This is a genomic window from Clostridioides sp. ES-W-0018-02 (assembly GCF_020658175.1).
Classification (GTDB): Bacteria; Bacillota; Clostridia; order Peptostreptococcales; family Peptostreptococcaceae; genus Clostridioides.
In genome coordinates this window covers 146,606-169,078 of sequence record NZ_JACVVY010000002.1, presented here as the reverse complement: position 1 = coordinate 169,078, position 22,473 = coordinate 146,606, and the positions used below count along the sequence as shown (strand labels likewise).

At 29.0% G+C, this 22,473-nt stretch carries 22 protein-coding genes; 7 read left to right on the top strand and 15 right to left on the bottom strand.

The window, feature by feature from the left end:
- Positions 1–45: 45 nt before the first annotated feature.
- From IC219_RS07190 to IC219_RS07140, 11 genes are all read right to left on the bottom strand, one after another.
- Positions 46–1,254 (bottom strand): ethanolamine utilization protein EutH, encoded by a 1,209-nt coding sequence (locus IC219_RS07190; protein ID WP_227831329.1) that lies wholly within the window; start codon positions 1,252–1,254, stop codon positions 46–48.
- A gap of 84 nt (positions 1,255–1,338) precedes the next feature.
- Positions 1,339–2,349 (bottom strand): choline/ethanolamine kinase family protein, encoded by a 1,011-nt coding sequence (locus IC219_RS07185; RefSeq protein WP_227824671.1) that lies wholly within the window; start codon positions 2,347–2,349, stop codon positions 1,339–1,341.
- A 334-nt stretch (positions 2,350–2,683) separates the two neighbouring features.
- On the bottom strand, positions 2,684–2,866 hold the full coding sequence (locus tag IC219_RS07180; RefSeq protein WP_227831330.1) for a hypothetical protein: 183 nt from the start codon (positions 2,864–2,866) through the stop codon (positions 2,684–2,686).
- A gap of 187 nt (positions 2,867–3,053) precedes the next feature.
- Positions 3,054–3,359, bottom strand: a complete 306-nt coding sequence (locus tag IC219_RS07175) for a hypothetical protein (RefSeq protein WP_227483046.1) — start codon at positions 3,357–3,359, stop codon at positions 3,054–3,056.
- Between the two features lie 369 nt (positions 3,360–3,728).
- A complete protein-coding gene (locus IC219_RS21990) occupies positions 3,729–3,911 on the bottom strand; it encodes an MATE family efflux transporter (RefSeq protein ID WP_413926926.1) in 183 nt (60 codons plus the stop codon).
- 287 nt (positions 3,912–4,198) lie between these two features.
- The gene (locus tag IC219_RS07165; RefSeq protein ID WP_227831331.1) at positions 4,199–4,807 is read right to left on the bottom strand and encodes a class I SAM-dependent methyltransferase; all 609 of its coding nucleotides are present in this window, start codon (positions 4,805–4,807) and stop codon (positions 4,199–4,201) included.
- 447 nt (positions 4,808–5,254) lie between these two features.
- Positions 5,255–6,037, bottom strand: coding sequence for a helix-turn-helix domain-containing protein (locus IC219_RS07160; protein WP_227831332.1), 783 nt, complete (start codon positions 6,035–6,037; stop codon positions 5,255–5,257).
- Between the two features lie 397 nt (positions 6,038–6,434).
- The gene (locus tag IC219_RS07155; protein ID WP_227831333.1) at positions 6,435–6,878 is read right to left on the bottom strand and encodes a GNAT family N-acetyltransferase; all 444 of its coding nucleotides are present in this window, start codon (positions 6,876–6,878) and stop codon (positions 6,435–6,437) included.
- A 234-nt stretch (positions 6,879–7,112) separates the two neighbouring features.
- Positions 7,113–8,039, bottom strand: a complete 927-nt coding sequence (locus tag IC219_RS07150) for an SPL family radical SAM protein (protein ID WP_413926927.1) — start codon at positions 8,037–8,039, stop codon at positions 7,113–7,115.
- Positions 8,032–8,241 carry a DNA alkylation repair protein gene (locus IC219_RS07145; protein WP_227831334.1) on the bottom strand — a complete coding sequence of 70 codons (210 nt, stop codon included), beginning with the start codon at positions 8,239–8,241 and terminating at the stop codon, positions 8,032–8,034. The genes IC219_RS07150 and IC219_RS07145 overlap by 8 nt, the downstream gene beginning before the upstream one ends.
- Before the next feature lie 142 nt (positions 8,242–8,383).
- Positions 8,384–8,920 carry a PadR family transcriptional regulator gene (locus tag IC219_RS07140; RefSeq protein ID WP_227824665.1) on the bottom strand — a complete coding sequence of 179 codons (537 nt, stop codon included), beginning with the start codon at positions 8,918–8,920 and terminating at the stop codon, positions 8,384–8,386.
- A 124-nt stretch (positions 8,921–9,044) separates the two neighbouring features.
- On the opposite strand from IC219_RS07140, the gene IC219_RS07135 reads away from it, so the two are divergent.
- The 6 genes from IC219_RS07135 (at position 9,045) to IC219_RS07110 (ending at position 16,422) form a co-directional block, all read left to right on the top strand.
- Positions 9,045–10,415 (top strand): MATE family efflux transporter, encoded by a 1,371-nt coding sequence (locus IC219_RS07135; RefSeq protein ID WP_227824664.1) that lies wholly within the window; start codon positions 9,045–9,047, stop codon positions 10,413–10,415.
- 361 nt (positions 10,416–10,776) lie between these two features.
- Positions 10,777–11,454, top strand: coding sequence for a Crp/Fnr family transcriptional regulator (locus IC219_RS07130; RefSeq protein ID WP_227831335.1), 678 nt, complete (start codon positions 10,777–10,779; stop codon positions 11,452–11,454).
- Positions 11,455–12,103: 649 nt separating this feature from the next.
- Positions 12,104–13,516, top strand: a complete 1,413-nt coding sequence (locus tag IC219_RS07125) for a DASS family sodium-coupled anion symporter (protein WP_227831336.1) — start codon at positions 12,104–12,106, stop codon at positions 13,514–13,516.
- 36 nt (positions 13,517–13,552) lie between these two features.
- Entirely contained in the window at positions 13,553–14,692 is a 1,140-nt protein-coding gene (locus IC219_RS07120; RefSeq protein ID WP_227433527.1) for an amidohydrolase family protein, read from the top strand.
- Between the two features lie 14 nt (positions 14,693–14,706).
- A complete protein-coding gene (locus tag IC219_RS07115) occupies positions 14,707–15,690 on the top strand; it encodes a hydroxyacid dehydrogenase (protein WP_227831337.1) in 984 nt (327 codons plus the stop codon).
- A gap of 33 nt (positions 15,691–15,723) precedes the next feature.
- Entirely contained in the window at positions 15,724–16,422 is a 699-nt protein-coding gene (locus IC219_RS07110) for an RraA family protein (RefSeq protein ID WP_227433529.1), read from the top strand.
- A 126-nt stretch (positions 16,423–16,548) separates the two neighbouring features.
- Here the strand turns inward: IC219_RS07110 and IC219_RS07105 are convergent, their stop codons facing one another.
- From IC219_RS07105 to IC219_RS07090, 4 genes are all read right to left on the bottom strand, one after another.
- Entirely contained in the window at positions 16,549–18,438 is a 1,890-nt protein-coding gene (locus IC219_RS07105; RefSeq protein WP_227433530.1) for a sigma 54-interacting transcriptional regulator, read from the bottom strand.
- Between the two features lie 827 nt (positions 18,439–19,265).
- A complete protein-coding gene (locus IC219_RS07100) occupies positions 19,266–20,180 on the bottom strand; it encodes a hypothetical protein (RefSeq protein ID WP_227831338.1) in 915 nt (304 codons plus the stop codon).
- Entirely contained in the window at positions 20,167–20,922 is a 756-nt protein-coding gene (locus IC219_RS07095) for an ATP-binding cassette domain-containing protein (RefSeq protein WP_227824659.1), read from the bottom strand. The genes IC219_RS07100 and IC219_RS07095 overlap by 14 nt, the downstream gene beginning before the upstream one ends.
- Complete coding sequence (locus IC219_RS07090; protein ID WP_227483057.1) at positions 20,922–21,614, bottom strand: GTP-binding protein; 693 nt, start codon at positions 21,612–21,614, stop codon at positions 20,922–20,924. The genes IC219_RS07095 and IC219_RS07090 overlap by 1 nt, the downstream gene beginning before the upstream one ends.
- A gap of 190 nt (positions 21,615–21,804) precedes the next feature.
- Between IC219_RS07090 and IC219_RS07085 the strand changes: the two genes are divergently transcribed.
- Complete coding sequence (locus IC219_RS07085) at positions 21,805–22,455, top strand: Crp/Fnr family transcriptional regulator (protein WP_227831339.1); 651 nt, start codon at positions 21,805–21,807, stop codon at positions 22,453–22,455.
- Positions 22,456–22,473: the final 18 nt, after the last annotated feature.

Here is a 22,473-nt window from a genome sequence, read left to right as displayed (position 1 = left end):
CCCCTTAATTTTCTTTGTTTTTGTTATTTTTTTATCAATTTTACTCTAAGCTTCATCTACCTCATCTTCTTTTTCCATCTTAAGAACGTATGGAACTGCAATTAATTTTGCAAATATTATACCTATTACTCCACCTACTATTTGACCAACAAGTATTGCAATAACCAAGTTTGGTTGGAAATTGACATTGAAAGCTATAAAATCTCCTAAAGAATATCCTGCACAAACTAAAAACGACATAGATATTACTTTACTTGTTGGTTTCATATCTTTGACTAGTCCAAAAATTGCGATACCATTTGCCATACATGCAACTAATCCAGCACTACCAGCACTATCTAGCCCAGCTATTGAACCAAGCTTTTCCAGTGGCTTTTTAAAATACTTACGTATAAGGTAAACCATTGGGAATGCTCCACAAAGCATCATTGCAATACTCCCTAGAAGCTCAATAGACCTAAACATTTCTTTCTCATCTGCAAACATTGGGTCAAATCCCCAACTTCCAAATACTTTAGTGAAAATACCTGTATAGTGTTCAACAATAGATGATACTACGACTATTATTAATATGCTTGTAAGACCTTTTCCAAAATACATGAATCCTTTTATCATTCCATTAGGGAACAATTTTAACCCTAATGCAAGCAACACACACACCACAACAATAGGAATTAGATTTTGGAAAATCATTAGCATACTTAAATTTAAAGTATAATTAGAATTTCCTACTGTAGAAAGTGTTGTACGTATTGTAGGATTTGTAAGTAATGCAACCATATATGACGTGAATACTCCAAAAGGTACTGATAAAAATCCAGACATAGCTCCTAAAGCTAGGTACTTGTAATCTTTTTTATCTAAAATTGAAAGTCCTATTGGAATATTAAATGCCACTGTCGATGCACACATAAATCCAACTGCTAATACTATCACTAATATTTCACTTGTTTTCCCAATTTCTATAGCTAAAGCATATGAACCGCAATCTGGTGGCATAATCATAGCTGCTGCTACCACTGGGTCTGCGCCAAACATACTAAACAACTTTCCAAATATTTTCTCTACCCCGACCTTTAGATACGGAACAGATACCATAAGACCTACTATTGGTATAAACATCGTTGCCATAGTATGTAAGCCTTCATCAAAAGATTTAGCTAGCTCCGATTCTTCTTTGAAAATCTTTGCTAAACCTCCAGCTACACAACAAGCCATGATGATATACAGTACTGAGTCTCCTAATAATTCCATACAGTGTACCCCCTATGTACTAAAAACATTAATCAGCTCTTTATTACTTAATTTTTATTTAATATTTCTCATAATAAATACTTCTTATGCTAGTGGTTCTACAGATTCTGTAAAGTTAGGGTCATTTATTATATCTAAGTAATGTTCAAAGTTTTCATCCTTCATAAACTCTATACAATCAGCTGCACGAGTTCTTCCATATTCCCAATAGAAGTCATGGTCTTTACCATATGTTATTTGAACTAATGACCATAAAGACCAGTGTGCATTAACTAAAAACTTACTTGTAAGCAATCTTGCTCTTTGTTCTTCTGTTGGTTCTCCGCCAAAGTATGTTCTTACATAAAGCTCCTCTTTATCTTTTGGAAGAGGATTTTCCACACACACACATGCCATATCGTAAAATCTATCATTTGTTCCACCGTATTCCCAGTCTATTACACGCATAACTTTTCCATCATACATAAAGTTTTCTGCTAGTGTATCATTGTGACAAGGAACTAATTTTTGTGGATTATTTTGATAAGCAACTTCTATTATATCTACTTTTTCTGTTATGCTATCCCATCCATCATATCTCTTATCAAAACCATTTTCTTTAAGTATTTGTATGTACTCTTTCATCTTAGCTATTGGGTTAAATACACTTTTAAACTCCATTCCACTATCATGGTATTTTCTCATAATTTCTGCTGATTTCATGACTACATCTGAATTATTTATAAAATCCTCTGCATGCATTGTATCTGATTTTATAAATTCACAAAGTTGTGAACCTGTTTTTGGGTCATAGTAATATATTTCTGGAGCTATTCCAAGACATGACATTAAAGAAGCATTGTGCTTTTCTGCTGGACGATTTATATATCCTGCTGTTCCTACTCCTGCTACACGCATTGCTATTTGAGTGCCATCTTCAATCTCAAGCTTAAAGTTTTTATTTGTAAGCCCGCCTGGCATTATTTCTATTTTGCTAAGTTCTTGGCTAAATGCTGTTTTTGTTAAATTGATTAACCTAAGGAAATCTTGAATTTCATAAGGTTGTATTACCTCTCCAAATACTGACATATTTTCTCTTATACTTTCATTTTTCATAATAATTTCTCCTTTGTATGATTTGTTTTTGGTCAAAACTTTTTCTATTAAAAACCATTTTCCTTTGATTAGAATTCTATATCTTTGTGCAACACAAAGGTCAATACTATTTTTGTTTAATTTTTTGTTATAATGGATTTTTTTATATATTTTTGGGATTCTATCTCTATTTGTGGAAATAAAAAAACTTTTAAATAAAGTTATTTAAAAGTTTTTCATCATATTATTAAAATTATGTATACAAAAAATATTTATTATAGTATTGTTTTATTTATTCAATTTATAATTCTCTACTTTATGAACTTTATAAAATTGATAATTCTTTTGTCTATTTTTATTTATCAACCTTTATATTTCCATTTCGACTTTCCAGCTTAACTGTAACATTTGGTGCAACTCCAACACTTCCTTTTAGAATATTATCATTTATAGATAATTTGTCTTTGAATGATGTGGAAATAGCCCCATTAAAAGTATGAATAATACCAAACACCAAGAACTTAGTATCTAAAGCCACATTTTTATAACGAAAGACCCCTTCTTTTATACCCTGTTCTACAATTAGAATTTTATTAAAGCTATTGCACTAAAAAAAGAAACCACATTCTGTTTTTATATAGAATATAGTTTCTTGAACTTTAAATACTTAAAAGCAATATTTTATTTATTTTTTGAATTTTCTAATTTTATAGTAGACAACTTTATTAGTTAACTCTTAAATTTTTATCTTCTCTACAAAACTTTCTTCTTATTAAGAAATATGCAGAGATTACAACAAGCTCTATCGCTAAAAATATACCATAAGTAGCTATAGAATCTATGCTGTCTATACCATTTCTAAAGAAAATTAATGCTATTCCTGCTGCTATAATTCCTATAGCATTTTTACCTATAGCATTCTGACCAAAACCATAAAAAGAAGGGAAGTTTCCTTTTATCTCAACAAATGTCAAAATTAATCCAATTACTATAAACAATACTCCTACAACTTCCATAATCATACTAGCCATTTTACACCCTCCTTATTAGAGAATTAACCACTACTATAAAAATAGCTTGCTTTTATAATTACATTATATATTCAATTGGACATTTTTGGAAGTATTAGTTAAAAATAATTTTATATTCTATTTAAATATATCTTTTATATTAAAATCATCTCAATTTTTATATAAATATTAATCTAACCTTTATAGTTTTATAAATTAAACAGGTTTAGCATAACCATCTTCTATTATAACTTGACCAATATTTTTAAGATGGATGGTAACAATAGCTCAATAACTCCAGTAATAATCAATGAAAATATTATTGATACCAAAAACGAAGTATAAATCAAACTTTCTGCTTTTTTATGCTCTTTTGCCCCCAATTGCTTGCTAAAGTAAAATAGATATACCATTTGTAGCCCCAATAGCTATAGATGTCAGAGTTAAAATAATTGGCGTGGAAGTTGTAAGTACTGCCATAGCAGTCTCTCCTAATAAATTACCAATCCATATACTGTCTACTAGATTATATGCCATGTTTAAAAACATAGCTACTATTAATGGCAAAGACATCTTTGTTATACATTTTTTTTATCCTCTGTGATAAAATCCATTTTTGTACTCATGTGTCCTTCTCTTTATGAATGAATTTCATTCATTAATTAATTTTAAAAAATACCTGAGATTTAAACAGGTTTGAGTTAAAAATTTACAAAATTATAAAGTATCATATTTTTTATTTTTTATACTTTTTTATTTTTTTATACTTTTTTATTTTTTATACTTTTTTATTTTTTATGTTTTATTTTATGTAATTTTCTTTATATGTTTTTCTCTATGTGTTTTTCTTTTATACTTTCTTATTTTATGCTGGTCACAATATATGAAGTATGATTCACGCTCTTCCACACAATGTTTCTAAAATCTACAGCTAACAATTTACATATTTCTTTTTCTGAGTACATTTTTACATCTCCATCTTTATTGTACTTCATAAAAATATTTATTATATGTCTAAATAAAAATGGTTGCCAACAGTCACAAATTATTAGGGTTCCTTCTGGCTTTAATACCCTACATACCTCTGACAATACCTTATTAGGTTTAGGATAATGATGAAAAGAATCATTACAATATACAACATCAAAAAATTCATTTTCAAATGGCAAATACTCTGAATCTCCTAAAACTAAGGTAGCATTCCCTTTTAGTTTATTTTTTGCTATATTTGGCATATTCTCAGAAATATCAATTCCATAAGCCTTTTTCCTACAATCTTCATTTAAAATAGCTTGTAATACTGCTCCTGTCCCACACCCTAAATCTAAAATAGTATCATATGAAATATCTGAAAGTGTTTTAAGTAAAACTGGATAAAGATTTCTTGCATGTTGTCCCTTTATATCTTGGTCATAGGTATCTGCTTGATTATTAAATGTTTTTCTTGATTTTTCTTTTATATTTGTCATATCTAAACTCCTCCTTTCTTGTATTGTTCACAGTATATCATGGGTAGTTCTTTATGTCAATGAATGATATTCATTCACTACTAATGTTAATATAACTATATTAAGTTCTCTATAGTTATATTAACATTCAATTTATACTATGTGTATTATGATTAAGTTATATTATGCATACGATTCTTAAATTATACTATGTGTATTATGTTTAAGTTCCATCATTCACATTTTTCTTAAATTATACTATATATATTATTTTTATTTGGTCAATTTGACCTTTTAATATTTTTTCTTTCTTCTAACTTTTATAAAATAATACTAAAATAAAGTATCATAATAATTACTCATACTTATCATACATTTTGCTGTTTTATCGTGACCTTTTATCCTGTCTCTGTAAATTTCACAATTAATACCTTGCCCTAACTAGCTCCTACCTTTAAAAATTTACTTTTAGAACCTATCAATTTTATTCTTTAATTTTCTCTTTACTTTAAAGATAAATCGGTCACAATACTGTTCGTTTTTTACCAACAGCTCATATGCATCCATAATCCCAATAGATTGTACGAAACCAAAAATACCAACTGCCAATCCCAAAAATACAAGTAAATGATATTCTGCCCATTCAATGTACCCTCTAACTGTTACTGCGATAATAAGAATACCAACCACAAACAAAAATGTACTTGGGATAGCAACTAACTTATATTTTTTCTTGATTGAAATATATTCCTTTGATAATTCTTTCAAAAACTCATAATCAAATAACAGTGGCTCTTTTCTCAAGATTTTATAATCTTCTTGTTCTGCAAACATTCCAAGTATAACAGCACCAATACCTAAAACAACACAAACTGCAATTCCTAAAATACGCCAACTTGTATGAGTTGGAAACATTACATAAGGAATACCTGCTAATGCCCAAAACAAAAAACCTAACCCCAAATATTTGCATTCTCTTTTCTCATTGATAAGATAACCCCTTGCCACTTCCTTGCTTACATAATATCCCTTTTCATTTGCTCCTTTTATTGATTTCTCATCTTTTAATAAAAAATCAGTTGATACTTCAAAAATATTAGATAGTAGTAAAAGTTTTTCTGTTTCTGGAAATCCCTGATTGTTTTCCCACTTACTAACCGCCTGTCTTGTTGTTCCAACTTGTTCTGCAAGTGCTTCCTGTGATAATCCTTTTTCTTTTCTTAACTTAAATAATTTTTCACCAAAATTCATATATTATTACCTCCTGTGATTTGATATCCAAATATTATCAAACTATACTGTTAAATTCTATATTTTAAGAAATGCACATTGTCAACTTTAAGTTGCACTCATGTAATTTGTTGCTAAAACATGATTTTGTAATAATTTTTGCCTCTCTTTTTGTATTATAGCATCAATGGAAATCTAAATCCTTTCCTTTATATTTTGAAAGTAATATTTATCAAAATATGATTTTATTAAGTGTATAACCATTTGATTGACAATAGGTTTTTTACAAACTATTCTCTAATATACTGTTTTATAGTAATAGAAAAGCACATCTTTTCAGACGTGCTTTCTGCAACACTTTATCTACTTTATCACGATTCTTTATTTTATATATAACACTTTATCTTCTCATTAGCATCTAGAATTTATATTCTAAATACAGCATATCCACACATTGAGATTCCCCTTCAAAAATTGGCTCTGGATAATTATCTATAAAAAAGTTTTTAATCTTATGTGAATAAACAAATCCAAATTTATCATAAAACGGGATTCCACTTTCAGCTGTACCCACAACCATTGATGAATACTGTTCACTATAAACATCTAAAATATGATTTATCATCTTTGATGCATAACCCCTATTTTGAAAATGCTCATATGTAGCAATATTTTTTAATTCACAGGTTTCTTTAGAAATTTCAATTACAACTGCTATACAAGTAAGTTCATCATTATCATATAGAGCATACATAATGCCTTTATCAAGATACTTATCAATCATTACCTCATATGGGTCAGCTCGCAACAAAAGGTCAATATGACCTTTTTTATTTTCATCTATAGTTTTTATTTCTATCATATATATCCCCCCTTCCTTTTAACATATATTTCCTTTATGTATTTAATACACTTCACTATCCTTTACATATTTGATACACTTAACTAAATGATAATACAATTGAAACATTGAATAATTATTACTATCTAATTTCATTGTATTTATTGTTTTTTAGTTTTTACTTTTTACTTTTTGCTATTTAATTTATAATAGAATAAATTTTTAGAAGAATGAATAGTAATTGCAACTTATAGCTTAAAAAAACTTTAATTGCATATCTGATTTCTTATACGCTTCTATAATATCTTTCATCTCTGTCAAAATACCATAACGAGCACATTCTTTTTTTAGCACTTGTTCACATCTCTTTCCATTCAAGCTAGGACATACATAATTTAAGCCATACGTTTTTTGATACTGAAATACTAGTTTTGGTGATATATTCTTTAAATGCTTATAAAAAAATTCTCTCTGACCATTACGCATTGTCATTCCATACATACAATAGATAAACTTTGCATTAGCCTTATGTGCTTTTTCAACAATTGCTCTTATTTCATTCTCATTGTCAGTCAAAAATGGTATCAAAGGTGTCAATAATATACCACAAAATATTCCAGCATCATTGAGCTGTTTTACTGCTTCAAATCGTTCAGAACTTAGACTCACATTAGGCTCGATTTTCTTTGCTAACTCATCATTTGCAGTGGTTATAGTAACTTTGACAATAGCAGAATTGTTTCTTGTTATTTCCTTCAAAATTGGTATATCTCTAACTACCAAACTACTTTTTGTATCAATAGATACTCCAAAATGATTTTCTGAAATTAAATTCAAGGCTTGTTGAGTAATGCAAAGGTCTTTTTCAAAAGGATTGTATGTGTCAGACATAGCTCCAATACCAACAACTCCTTTTTTTCTCTTTGAACGTAGCTCCTTTTTTAGAGTTTCTATCACATTTTCCTTATATCTCACTTGGTCAAAATTTTCTATGTTGTATACTGTGCTACGACTGTCACAATAAATACAACCATGAGGACAACCACGATAGAGATTCATATTATAATCAATCCCAAACCATCTTGAGTTGTCAAATTTAACTTTCTGTAAAATTTGTTTTGCTGGTATGCTTTTAATCATTATCTTATCCCTAATTCCATCATATAATTTTTTGTTATCCATTGGGATATCTTGTAATCAATACAAATCCTACTCTTTTCAAGAAAATACTATTACACTTTGTCCATCTTGTTATAAGTGGCTGTACATAAGGAGTATTTTCAAATAAGTTTTGGCAGGATAAGTCGTAAATATCCAATGAATAAAATTCAGATGACCATTTTCTAATTTGTTTCTTAATTGCTTGTAGTAGGTCATCAATCATTTTAGTCAAAATCCTAGCTTCATAATATCCATTTTACCACAATGAGATTGCTAATTCAGATTGCTAATTCAGATTGCTAATTCAGATTGCTAATTCATGATGACCTTTATATTACTTTGCAATCTCTCTTAGATGAGTGAGATTAATCTCTTTCACTGTCAACATCTAGAATAACCTTTAGAGAATTCACCCATGTTTCTAATGTTTGAGCCAATACCAATTGCTGGTCTAAAATAGCCTTACCTGTTTCTGGTACATTCGATTTTGTATTTATATTTTCCTCTATATACGACTTCAATACTTGTATATTTTCTTCAATACTATTAAGACACAACTTTTGCTTTTCTGGTGTAAGACTGTATAAATTTACTATTACAGCATTGAAATCCAGAAAAATATTTACTGGCTTTGAAGCTGTATCAAACATTAAGTCTAAAAAATGTTTTTCACCCAATTCTGTTAAAGAGTAAATTGCTTTTTCTGGCATTCTCCCCTCTCTTACAATTGTGCTTTGGATATAACCTTTTTCTTCTAGTTGAATTACCTTCTTATAAATTGATGGTGTACTGATTTTAACCCAACGTGATATATTTCTATATTCCACCACTTTTTGAATATCATAAGCACTCTGAGGCTGTTGCTTTACTATACCCAGTACAATTAAATCTATTGTTGCCATAAAAATTCTCCTCTCGTTTTCTCTCTATTGACAAATACTATAATTTATAGTAGCATTTTCTTTATTACTATAATTTATAGTAATATATTTTAGAGCTAATGTCAATAGAAAGGGAGTGTTTAGCATGAAAGAAATCAACAAAAAAATTGAATTATTAGGGTCTGCCCCAATACCAAAAGCCTTGTTATCTATGGGATTACCTACTATGATAGGTATGATGATAACTGCATTGTACAATTTGGTAGATGCATACTTTGTAGGTGGTCTTGGAACAAGTCAAATGGGTGCTATATCTGTTGCATTTCCACTAGGTCAGATTATTGTGGGATTAGGATTATTATTTGGAAATGGAGCTGCTTCCTACATTGCCAGACTCCTAGGTCATGGAGATAAGGAAAAAGCAGGCAAAGTTGCTAGTACAGCTATTTACAGCAGTATAATAGTTGGTATATTATTTATTATTGTCATTATGATTCTTCTCAATCCTGTTTTAAAATTATTAGGAGCTACAAAAAGTATTATGCCTTATGCAATGTCTTATGCTAGTATCTATGTCGTATCATCTATTTTTAATGTATTTAATGTCACTATGACTAATATTGTCACAAGTGAAGGAGCTGCTAAAACAACCATGTGCGCTATGCTATTAGGTGCATTGCTTAATATAGTTTTAGACCCAATATTCATTTATACCTTTGGCATGGGTGTAAAAGGTGCTTCCATTGCAACTGCTCTTTCTCAGATGATTTCAACACTTGTTTATATCAGGTACATTTTTAGCAAGAAAAGTATGTTTAGTTTTAGAATTAAAGAATGTTGTTTTTCAAATGAAATCATGTCAGAAATTTTAAAGATTGGTGTACCTACTTTAATATTCCAGTTATTGACTAGTCTCGCTATCACATTAACTAATATGGAAGCTACAAAATATGGTGACTCTGTGATAGCTGGAATGGGTGCAGTAACACGAATAATGTCTTTGGGGAGTCTTATCGTATTTGGGTTTATAAAAGGCTTCCAACCAATTGCTGGTTATAATTTTGGCTCAAAGAACTATGATAGATTACACCAAGCAATAAAAACATCTATAGCATGGACTACTCTATTTTGTGTAGTACTTGGTCTTGTAATGGTGTTTTTTCCAACAGCTATAATTTCACAATTTACAAGTGGTGATGTGTTATTAATTGAAAATGGTAGTAAGGCTCTTAGAGCAAATGGATTTTCATTTATGTTATTTGGTTTTTATACAGTATATTCTACATTGTTCCTTGCACTAGGAAAAGCAAAGGAAGGTGGGTTACTGGGTATGTGTAGACAAGGTATATGTTTTATTCCTATAATCTTGATTATTCCTATATTTTGGGGATTAAATGGTATTTTATATGCACAACCAATAGCTGATTTTGCTGCTGCAATAATCGCAGGTTTTATGGCAATAAAACTACATAAAGAGCTTCATACTTTAAAAATAAATTCTATTTCTTCTAAATAAATATACTTCAAGATATGTTCTAGTTATACAAATCTAATATATATATTAGTTATACAAATCTACCATCAGAAAAGATATAAAATTATTTCATGCATTTTGTAGGCTCAAAGAATTGTATGATAAATTCTTTATCAAACAGCTCTTTCAGCTTACAAGATATGTATATTATAATTCATTAATTTACATGCTTAATATGACTTAATCTACTTACAAATAGGCAATAATATATATTAACATATATTTTCTACACAAATCATACTATTAATATACAATTGAATAATCCTTTTTCACAAACTACTTGTTATTTTATCTATTCACTTGTATTATGGGATTATAATTATTTTAGGAAAGGAATCACTATATGCTTTCACAAAACGATATTGATATACTTACACAAAGTTTATCTTTTTGGGATAAACTCACTGACTCACAAAAAAGCTTATTAATCTCTTCAGCCAATATATCCCACTTTAAAAAAGGAAACTCAATTCATTGTGGTGATAGTGATTGTATTGGTATTTTGATTATAAAGTCTGGAACAATACGTACATACATACTTTCAGATGAAGGGCGTGAGGTGACACTTTTCCGTCTTGATAATGGTGATGTATGTATCTTATCAGCATCATGCATTCTAAACACAATAACTTTTGATGTATATGTGGATGCTGAGACAGATTGCGATATTATACAAATTAGTTCTTCTGTTTTCTCAAAATTGTCTACAGAAAATATTCACGCAGAATTGTTCTCATATAAGCTAGCCACTGAACGTTTTTCTGATGTTATGTGGGCAATGCAACAAATCCTTTTTATGAGTTTTGATAAGCGTTTGGCATCTTTTTTAGTTGATGAAATAACTAAAAACAATAATACCACTATAAATATGACTCATGAGCAAATTGCTAAGTATATGGGAAGTGCTAGAGAAGTTGTGTCTAGAATGTTGAAATATTTTGCTAGAGAAGGTCTTGTGTCTGTATCTCGTGGTGGTATAAAAGTATTGGATAAAGATAGACTTCGTTCTTTAACATTATAAGGAGATGTTTCAAAATAAGAATTTGAATCATCTCCTTTTTATCTCTTTCTTCAACTTCTTCTTTAAAATTTCCACTTTTATTCATAATGTAAGTACCCTTTTTTATTCTATCGATTCTTCATTAATTTAATCTTATTCTCCATATAATTGCCTTCCACTTTTATAAATACTCATAAATTTAATTTGAACTTTTATTTGCTAATAAAATAGCTTAGTTTTACTTCTATTAGTAATATGAAATAAGTAGTAATATGAAATAAGTTTAAATTTTTTTAAAGTTTACTCTTATGATTAGTATAACTTACCTGCGACTTTACCTGAAACTTCTCTATCCATTTCATCAAGAATATAAGAATATATATCTTTTATTGTTATGTTAACAATTCAAACACTATATTTCAATCGGAAATATTGCATTTCAAATTGAAATATAATATTTCTATTTGAAATATAATATAAAGAAATATAATGTTATTTTATCAAACTAGAAAAAAATATTTTAATAAAATTGTATCAAAGTAATTTGATTAACAGTTAAATTACAATAAATCACATAAAAAAACAAATAAAATATTATTAATCTAAAAAGTTGGCATATTTCGTGCTTTTATAATTTAGTATAAATCTAAAATTAAATAAGGAGAAGAAAATGAATAAAAAACAGTTGATGAAATTCTTACTTGTTGCAGCTATACCAATAATTATATGGAATTTACCTGCACCACAAGGATTAAAGAAAGAAACTTGGGATATTGTTGCTTTATATCTAGGTTTACTAGCAGGTCTTATTATTAAACCATTTAAAGAACCAATCATTACTTTAATCATTGTAGGTGTAGCACTTATGTTTATGGATGAGTCAATACTACTTCATGGATATTCAGATAAGATGACTTGGTTTTTAGTTGTTGTAACTATTGTCTGTACAGCTTTTGTAAAGACAGGATTAGGAAAACGTATGGCATACAACCTTTTGCTAAGAGCAGGAGATTCTACCTTAGGACTTGGATACCTAATGATGATAAGTGATTTAATACTTAGCCCTGCTACAGGTTCAAATTCATCTAGAACAACTATTATATACCCTATATTTAGAAATATAGCAGAAGGTGCAGGTTCTAAACCTGATGATGAACCTAAAAAATTAGGTGCATATTTAACAGTATTAACATATGTAGTATCTCAAGGAACAGCAGCATTATTTTTGACAGGTATGGCAACCAATGCGATAACAGTTTCTTTGGCAGCAAGTATGTTAGGTGTTAACTTAACTTGGGGAACTTGGTTTATGGCATCAATCGTACCAGCAGGTTTATTCTTACTAGTAGCACCACTTATAGTATATAAGATATACAAACCAGGTTTAACTCATTTAACAGATATTAAACCACAGATAAGAAAAGATTTAGAATCATTAGGTGCTATTACAAAACATGAAAAGGTACTAGTTGTATTCTTTATTCTTGCAATTCTTGGATGGATGTTTGGCGAAAAAATACCTTTTATAAACTTAAATATGCAGGTAGTAGGATTTGTATTCTTAGCATTAGTCCTTATAGCAGGTATTTTAGATTGGGATGATGTTATTGGTGCTAAAGGAGCATGGAATATATTTATATGGTATGGTGCATTTTATGGTATTGCTGGCTCATTAGCTGATGCAGGTTTTTACACTTGGTTAGCTGATAAATTAGGTACAGTATTAAATCTATCAGATGTAAATGGATTATTAGTTACAATAGTACTATTGTTAGTGAGTTTGGCAGTTAGATACTTCTTTGTATCAAACAGTGCATTTGTAGCATCTTTTTATCCTGTACTATTTGCAATAGTTTTATCTACTAAAGCAAATCCGATGGTAGTTACATTATTGCTAGCATTCTTTGCAAGTTATGGAGCTTTATTGACTCATTATGGAAATGGAGCTGGTCTTATAGCCTTTGCATCAGGATATGTATCTCAAAAAGATTTCTGGAAAGTAGGCACTATCATGGTAATGGTTGCATTAGCAATATTCTTAGTAATAGGCTTACCTTACTGGAAAATAATTGGATTATGGTAAGTACACATTAAATTTATATATTGGAGATGAATAATTATGCTAGATTTACTTATTGTAAATGGACACGTAATAGACCCTAAAAATAATGTAAATGGCAATAAAACAATTGCTATATACAATGGAAAAGTAACTGAATATAAACATGGTGATAAGGCAAAACACACAATAGATGCAAGAGGTAAATTTGTTTTTCCAGGGCTGATTGATGCACATGCTCATATGTTTGCAGATGGAACTGAAATTGGTATATATCCAGATAGCACATATCTTCCAACAGGCGTTACTAGTGCAATTGATTGTTCAGCAGGAGTAGCAAACTACCAACTCTTTAAATCTTCAATTGTGGCTAGAAGTAAAGTAAATATAAAAAGTTTCTTACAAGTTTGTTCAGCGGGATTAGTAACTACTAGCTATCATGAATGTATTGACCCAAAGTATTTCAATCATGAAAAAATAGAACGAATATACAATGAAAATAAAGATAATATATTAGGTCTAAAAATAAGATTAAGTGAAAATTTAGTAGAAGGTCTAGGAATAGAGCCATTAAAGGAGACTATTAAAATAGCTGAAAAAATAGGATGCCCTGTTGAGGTGCATTGTACAAATTTACCAGTTCCTACAGAGGATGTGTTAAATATCTTAAGACCAGGAGATATATTTGAACATGTATATCAAGGTGTTCAAAACACTATCCTCGACTCAAATGGCAATTTATACGAATGTGTAAAGAAAGCAAGAGAAAGAGGAATCATATTTGATACAGGAGAAGGTAGAAAACATGGTGATTTTGAAGTCATGCAAAAAGCAAAAGAACAAGGATTTATAGCTGATATTTGTAGTACAGATTTGGTATTGGAAAGCATGTTTAGAAGACCTATATTCTCTCTACCAAATCTTATGTCTAGATACATATGTATGGGAATAAGTCTATATGATGTTGTAAAAATGACAACACAAAATCCAGCTAAACTTATGAAAATGGAAAATCAGATAGGATGTCTATCAGAAGGTGCAAATGCAGATGTAGCAATATTTGACATTATGGATGTTAAACAAACTTATACAGATTGGAAAGGTAGTAAATTCGAGGCAGATAAATTATTAAAAACAGAAATGACAATTAAAAATGGATTTATAGTATATTGTGCCCCAGATTACATATATGAAAATTAATTAGGAGGAAAAAAATGGGTTGGAAAATATTATTACCACAAGAAATAATGCAAGAGGGAAGAGATTACTTAGAAAGTAGAGGACATGAACTGATAACTGGTTCAGGCATGGAGACTAAAGATATAATAAATGATATAAAAGGTATTGATGCAATTATAGTTAGGTTATCTAAAATAACAAGAGAGGTATTTGAAGCTGCTGATAACTTAAAAGTAATAGTACGTCATGGAGCAGGATTTGATACTGTAGATTTAGATGCAGCAAAAGAATTTGGTGTTCAAGTATTGTATTGTCCAGTAGCAAATAGTACTTCTGTTGCAGAAGTAACACTAATGTATATGTTATACTGCTCTAGAAATTATACAAAAGTAAGAAAAAGTTTTATAGAGGACTATTATAAAGCTAAGCTGAGAACTCCTAAATGTGAGCTTGATGGAAAAACTGTAGGAATTATTGGATGTGGAAACATAGGTTCAAGAGTTGCTAAGATGTGTATGGATGGATTCAATATGAAAGTGGTTGCATATGACCCATATAAACCATCTAAAGACTTCCCACAAGGTGTAGAAGTAACTAGAGATATAAGCAAAATATATAAAGAAAGTGATTTTGTTTCTGTTCACTGTCCAACAACTTCTGTCACTAAACATTTTATAGGAAAAGAACAGTTTAGTATGATGAAAGAAACAGCATTTTTTATAAATGCAGCAAGAGGAAGTGTTGTAGATGAACAAGCTTTATATGAAGCATGTAGAGATAATATTATAGCAGGTGCTGGCTTAGATGTATTACAACAAGAGCCAGTAGATTCTAAAAACCCTATATTGTATTTAGATAATGTTGTGGTATCTCCTCATATAGGAGCAGCAACTAAAGAAGCTACTAATAGAGCCTCTTTACACTCTGCAATTGGAGTTAATGAGGTATTTGAAGGTAAAAACCCTACTTGGCCAGTAAAATCAATAGATTGGGACAATGCAACGATATACAATGATTAGTAAACAATAAACACTTATTAGGAGGAACTTAAAATGACAATAGGAAATAGAGTATATTTAAAAAGAGATTTACCAGATAAAGAACTTGTAAAAAGATTTAGTGTATTACCAGCAGCTAATGTAGGAGATTGTATGTATAGGTCAAGTGCATTAAGTTCAGAAATAAAGTTAATGTCTTCACCAAAAAACAAAATGTGTGGAGTTGCGTTAACAGTAAAATCAAGACCAGGAGATAATTTAATGCTTCATCAAGCTCTTAATATAGCTCAAGAAGGCGATGTAATAATACTATCTAATAATGGAGATAGAACACAAGCCATCATGGGAGAAATCATGTACAAATATCTTGCAGATTTCAAAAAAGTATCAGGAATTGTAATAGATGGTCCAATAAGAGATATTGATGTTATATCAAAGTCTAGTTGTCCAATATATGCTACAGGAACTACTCCAGGTGGCCCATATAAAGAAGGTCCTGGTGAAGTGAATGTACCTATATCTATAGGAGGAATTGCTGTTAATCCAGGAGATATAATATTAGGAGACAAAGATGGTGTAATCGTAATCCCTAAAAATGATGCAGTAGACCTTATTGATAAAGCAGAAGCAAATGCTAAACAAGACCATGCTAAAGTGGTAAAGGCTTCTGAAGGAACTGCAAATAGAGAATGGGTAAATGAGACATTAGAAAAAAAAGGTGTACAAATTATAGATGATGTTTACAGAGTTTAGTAATAAATGACTTCTACTCTATGTATATAAAATATTTATATATAAAAATTTTAAAATAACAGGTGCTGTTACATAACGATTCTAAATTGTTATGTAACAGCCTCTTTTATTTTATTCAATAAATATTTAATCTGAAAGTTGATACTTTTTAAGTTTACGCCAAAGAGTAGTAGTACTGATACCCAACTGACTTGCAGTAACAGATTTTACTCCATTATTTTTCTCTAACGTCTCAAGAATTAATTTTTTTTCATAATCTACGATTTTATTCTCTTCCAAAATAGGAGAATAATCTATTGTAGTAGTTAAACTTATATCCTTTCGAAAATGTGGCTCAGAAGTTAAAATTTCAGAAACTAAGTACTCATCTATAAAATTATCATCACACATAACTACTAGTCTTTCTACTATATTTTTTAATTGTCTTATATTACCAGGAAAGTCATATCTACTTAAAATTTTAAGTGCAGAATCAGATATTGACACTGGTTTGTTATAATGAGATATAATAGCATATGTAAGTTGTTCGATATCTTCTTTTCGCTCTCTAAGAGGAGGTAAATCTAACTTCAACACACAAAGTCTGTAAAATAAATCTTCTCTAAAATTATTATTATCAATCTGCTCCACTAAATCTTTATTAGTAGCTGTTATAACTCTTACATTAATAGGTACAACTTTAGTATCCCCTATTCTAGTGACTTCCCTCTCCTGTAATACTCTAAGTAGTTTGACTTGAACATCTTTAGAAATTTCTCCAATTTCATCTAAAAATATAGTCCCATTATGTGCCAATTCAAAGACACCTGCTTTCCCTTCATTTCTAGCACCTGTAAAAGCTCCCTTTACATATCCGAATAATTCACTTTCAAGTATATTTTCAGGTATAGCTGCACAGTTTATAGCCACAAAAGGTCCATTAAATCTATTGCTATAGTTATGAATACTTTGAGCAAATATTTCTTTTCCAGTACCAGATTCACCCGTAATTATGATTGTAGAATTAGATTTAGCAAATTTCTTAGCCATGTTTACCGAGTGCATTAATGCATCACTTGAACCCAATATATCGTTAAAATTGTTCTTTGCACAATGAGATTTTGAAATTAAACTCTCTCTTATTTCTTTTTCTGTTGATTGAATATTTTCGATATCTTGTATGGTTGCAACACATCCAAAATGCAAACTATCAATTATAATCGGGAAACAATCAAATGTAAGGGAAGAACCTTTAAAATTAATTATATTGTTACATAGAGAGTGCCCATTTTTTAGTGAATCTGAAATATCACCAGAAGTTAAATAATCTTTTATAAATTTATCAACTTGGTTAAATAGTAACCTTTTTGCTTGATTATTTATAAAAAGTGGTGAGTGATTTTTATCAATGGCAATTATACCACTATGTGTACATTCTAGAATTTCTTCTGTAATAGAGTTATTTATTCTCTTTTCAATTCCTATGTTATATAGATGGATTGCTTCATTGATAGACGCATGAATAGAAGACTTTTCAACTTCAGTCTCTATACAGAGTTTATTGTATTTAGAGGTGATTTCTTTTGTTGTTTTACCACCTATGAAAATCTCAGTGCCATTATCAATTAATTCTTTTATTGTATCTTCAAATTCAGAAAGAGAATTTAACTTAGGTATTTCTAAATCAAAATTGGAGATTTCTTTAAATCGTTTAGCAGTTTTATATGATGATTCTAAACCTATAAATCCTATTTTTGAAGAATACTTAAGTGCTTTTTTATATGAATAAAATATGTCTTCGTATTTGTATCCAACATCCACTATAGGAATTGAGACATGTTTACGCAATAAATCAACATTTTGTCCACGAGTAATTATTACTTTAGTGCCTAAGTTAATTATGTTATCTGCTAGTTCTATAGTTTCTTTACCTGTAGCAATGTATGATGGAATTTTTATATGTAATTCTTCAAGTACTTCATATACAGTATCTGAAAATAACTTAGAGGGAGCAATGACTACTATCTCATTTTTCATATCATAAAACCTCCTTTTGTTAGTCTATTTTTTATATTATTTTTTCACACAAAATAATGTCTTCAGAGTGACACTCAATTTTCTACTCACAGGATTTTAAAAATATTCACCTCAGAATTACTTTACTATTTACTTTTGCAGTAATTTTCTCAATTGAAATTGTTTTTCTTTCAAAATCTACATTCTCCCATGACGGACCTAATATTTTGGATGTTCTCATACCCAGACTAATATTTAAGTTTATGTGAAGTTCTAATTCAGTATCTTTACATACTTCTAATAGTTTTATTATTTACTCTTCATCATAATTTTTATTTTGAATTTGTTTTGATTTAACTAAATCTACTCCTTTAGTTGAATTCTTATCATTTTTAAATCAAAAACACTTTCAAATACAAGCTTCATTATATTGATGTAAATTTTTAATGACTTGAAACTTAGTATATCTGATAAATTATTCACATAACGATATATATGTATTGTATCAATATCTTATACTCTCATTTTACCATGATAAAAGGTGATGTCTCAAAATAAAAATTTGAATCTTCTTCTTTTTTTATATAAAAACAGAAAAGGAGTTCCTAAGAACCCCTAATCTATATGATAATTGCTCTGTTAAAAAACAAAACTCACATTATAATTATATCGACTATGAATATTATAATTAATCGACAGTACCATTAGACATTGAAACAATTCTCCTCTAAGATGATTCAATAAAATTACTTAGCCTAATTATATATATCCATAAATATAAAATACTATTAGTCACAAACAATAACATACAAACAATAACATACAAACAATAAGTAAAAATAAATATATTATATATACATATTATAAACCTCAAAAAATTCTTCAGTCGTAACTGTATCTAACCATTTTTTAGAAGGATATAAAAACTTATACTGATTATCTTTAATAAGACTATCATCTATAGTATCATAGATGCAAGATAGTAATGATGCAGACTTCACAAAAGAATTACAAAACTCCTTAGATACAAGAGATTTTAATACCTCTAACATAGTCTTTTCGTCTAATGATTTACTTGCAGTAATATAAGATGGTAATGCTATAGCCCCATCATCAGGATATGACATAAATAAATCTTCATTATTAGCACGCTTTGCATATATACTAGGAGTTATAGCTAATCTATCCGAACCATTTTTTACATCATTAAATGATTGTATTGGCATATCTAGTATAGTTGAATTGGACAAAAATCTCTCTACATACTCTTTTCCATACCTACTCCAAATGGCTTTAACAACAGATTTCGCACCAGAGTTATTTATACCACCAATGACAGTTTTTGTATCAGTGTCAATTACGTTTTTTATAGAATCTATCAAACCCTTGTAATTCTGGTTATAAGAAAATACTAATGGTATAACTAAAAATGGAAGTAATCTTTCATCAAAATATATAGATGATGATTTAATCTCACTCTTAATATTGAAATAATTCGATAATGGATATAAGTTACTTGAAAACTTTGAATAGATATTCTTGTCTTCATACACTTCTAAATCTGTAGAAACTATAATATCTGGAATTAAAGCGTCTGTTTTTTTTAAATATTCATTAAGTTTGTAAGGATAACCTATACCAAAATAAGTTACCTCTAAATTAATATCCTTCTCTTTTAAAGACATAATTAAATTATCTAAATAGTTTTTCTCATATTTATGAAGTATACAAATATTGCTCCAATACAACCTAACATTTTTCATGAAGAGTCTCTCCTTTTCTTAATTTATATTGACATTCTAGTTGAAATTCATATATATCTTTAAGTTTGCCTAAGATTTCTTTTTCTTCGTTAGTCTTATTGATTACTTTGAAGATTGAACCATTTTTCATTATTATACGCTTCTCTGCTATAAGTGCTGTATGAGGGTCATGAGTAACTATAAAAATCAGTTTATCACTTTTCAATAAGATATCTAAAGCAACATTTTTATTTATTCCAGCATTCTCTATTTCATCTATCAAAACAATAGGATTATTTGAAATGAAAGCAACATCTGCAATCATTAAGGCACGTGTCTGTCCCCCACTCAATGATGTAAGGTCTTGAGATAGGGAAATAGGTTCTGCTGTTATGGAATTTGCTACATCTAGTACTTCTTTTATTGAGACAGAAGTATTGTTTTTACATTCTTTATGTATAACTAAAAATTCCTCGACTGTAGAATCAAGAACAAACCTCATATTTTGGCTAAGATGAGAAATGAGATTTGTAGAAAATTTATTTCTTTCCTCAATAGCAACTTCCATATTATCAATGACTACTTTTCGATTAGTCAAAGAATCTTTATTGACAAACTGCTCTATATCTTTGATTAACCTGCTTTTACCAGAACCAGTATTACCTACAATGGAATAAATATGACCTCTATAAAAAGTTAGAGATTCAAAGTTCTCTGTATTACCAAGTTTGTTTTTTCCAGGATATATGGTTATACTTTTCATTAAAATTCACCTCTAAAATTCATTTTAGAAACTATGCCTTGTTGGAATTCATCACCAATTCTACATTCTCCAATACAATAAGAACACACCCCACTTGGCATTGTATGTCTCAATAAATGTTCGTCATTGTTTAGAATATTAGCATTGTTTATATAGTTTGAAATTAGCTCTACACCAAAACCAACTAATCCATCTATAAAGAATATATTAGAATTAGGATTTATTTTTTTTATATTGAATGATATTATCTCTCTTTCTGCTTGTGATACCATGTCTATTTTACTTAGAACTATGGCATCACTTTCACTTAACATAGGACCTAGTTTTTGAGGAGTCTTAAAGCTAGATGTACAATCACATACACATATGTGTAGTGTTTTATTTGTTGCAGGTGAACACCTATTGCAAAGCCCAGCAGTTTCTATTAGTAAAATATCGCTACTTTTATTTTTAGCCCAAAGCATAAGTTCGTTTATGTTTGATATAAGAAAATGGTCTGGACATATGTCTTTACTAAGTCCAACAATATAAGGTATATTCAATTTTTTATATATTAAATCATCATCAGTAGCTAGACAATCTATCTTACATATTGAAGGGTTAAGCCCATTAGACTTAAGATATGGAATTAAATGTTTTATTAAAGCGGTCTTCCCTACAGAGGATGACCCAGAAATTAATATAGTTTTCATGGCTTATGTAAAGTCTCCTTTCATATTTTGTTAAGAGATATGATAGCATTAAAAACTACTAAAAATTGTATCAGATGAGACAATTAATAAATAAACTTGATTGAAAATAATTATCAATATTATTGAATTTTGGTAAATACTGTGATATTATTGCAATCAAAGTGAATATTTATCAGAAAAGGTGATGACTTTGAATGAGAAAGAAGTACTAATAAATAGTAAGTTATTTTCTGAAAGATACATTGTAGAAGATAAGATAAAAGCAAAGAGTTATAAAAAAGGTCAATTTATAAGTGATTTTTTTGATAAAGAATATTATGTAGGTGTAGTTAAAGCAGGACAAGTATCCATCTATTGTATATCGAGTGATGGAACTGAAGTTAACATGTCTATTCTAAAGGAAGGAGATGTTTTTGGAATTTCTAATATATTTGATGAAGAATCCTTAGATACTGTACTAAAATGCAAAAGTGATGTTTATGTAGTTTTTTATCCAAAAAAATGCTTTATAGATATGATGAAGTTGGACATTTCTGTAGCTTTAGAGTATTCAAGATATTGTAATAGAAAAATACAATTTTTACTGAGAAAGATAGAGTTTTTAAATATACAGTCTAGTAAAAAGAAAGTTATTGAATATTTACTAGAAAAAACTAGTAAAAATGACACTATCCTATTAGAATGTTCTAAAGAGGAGTTAAGTAAAAGGATTAGTTTAAGTCGAGCATCTTTATATAGGGAATTACAATCATTACAAAATGAAAATTGTTTAGAGTTTGGTAAAAAGTGTATAAAAATATTGAATAAAGAAAAGTTAACACAAATTCTATATGAAATATAAACTTAAATAACAGATTCT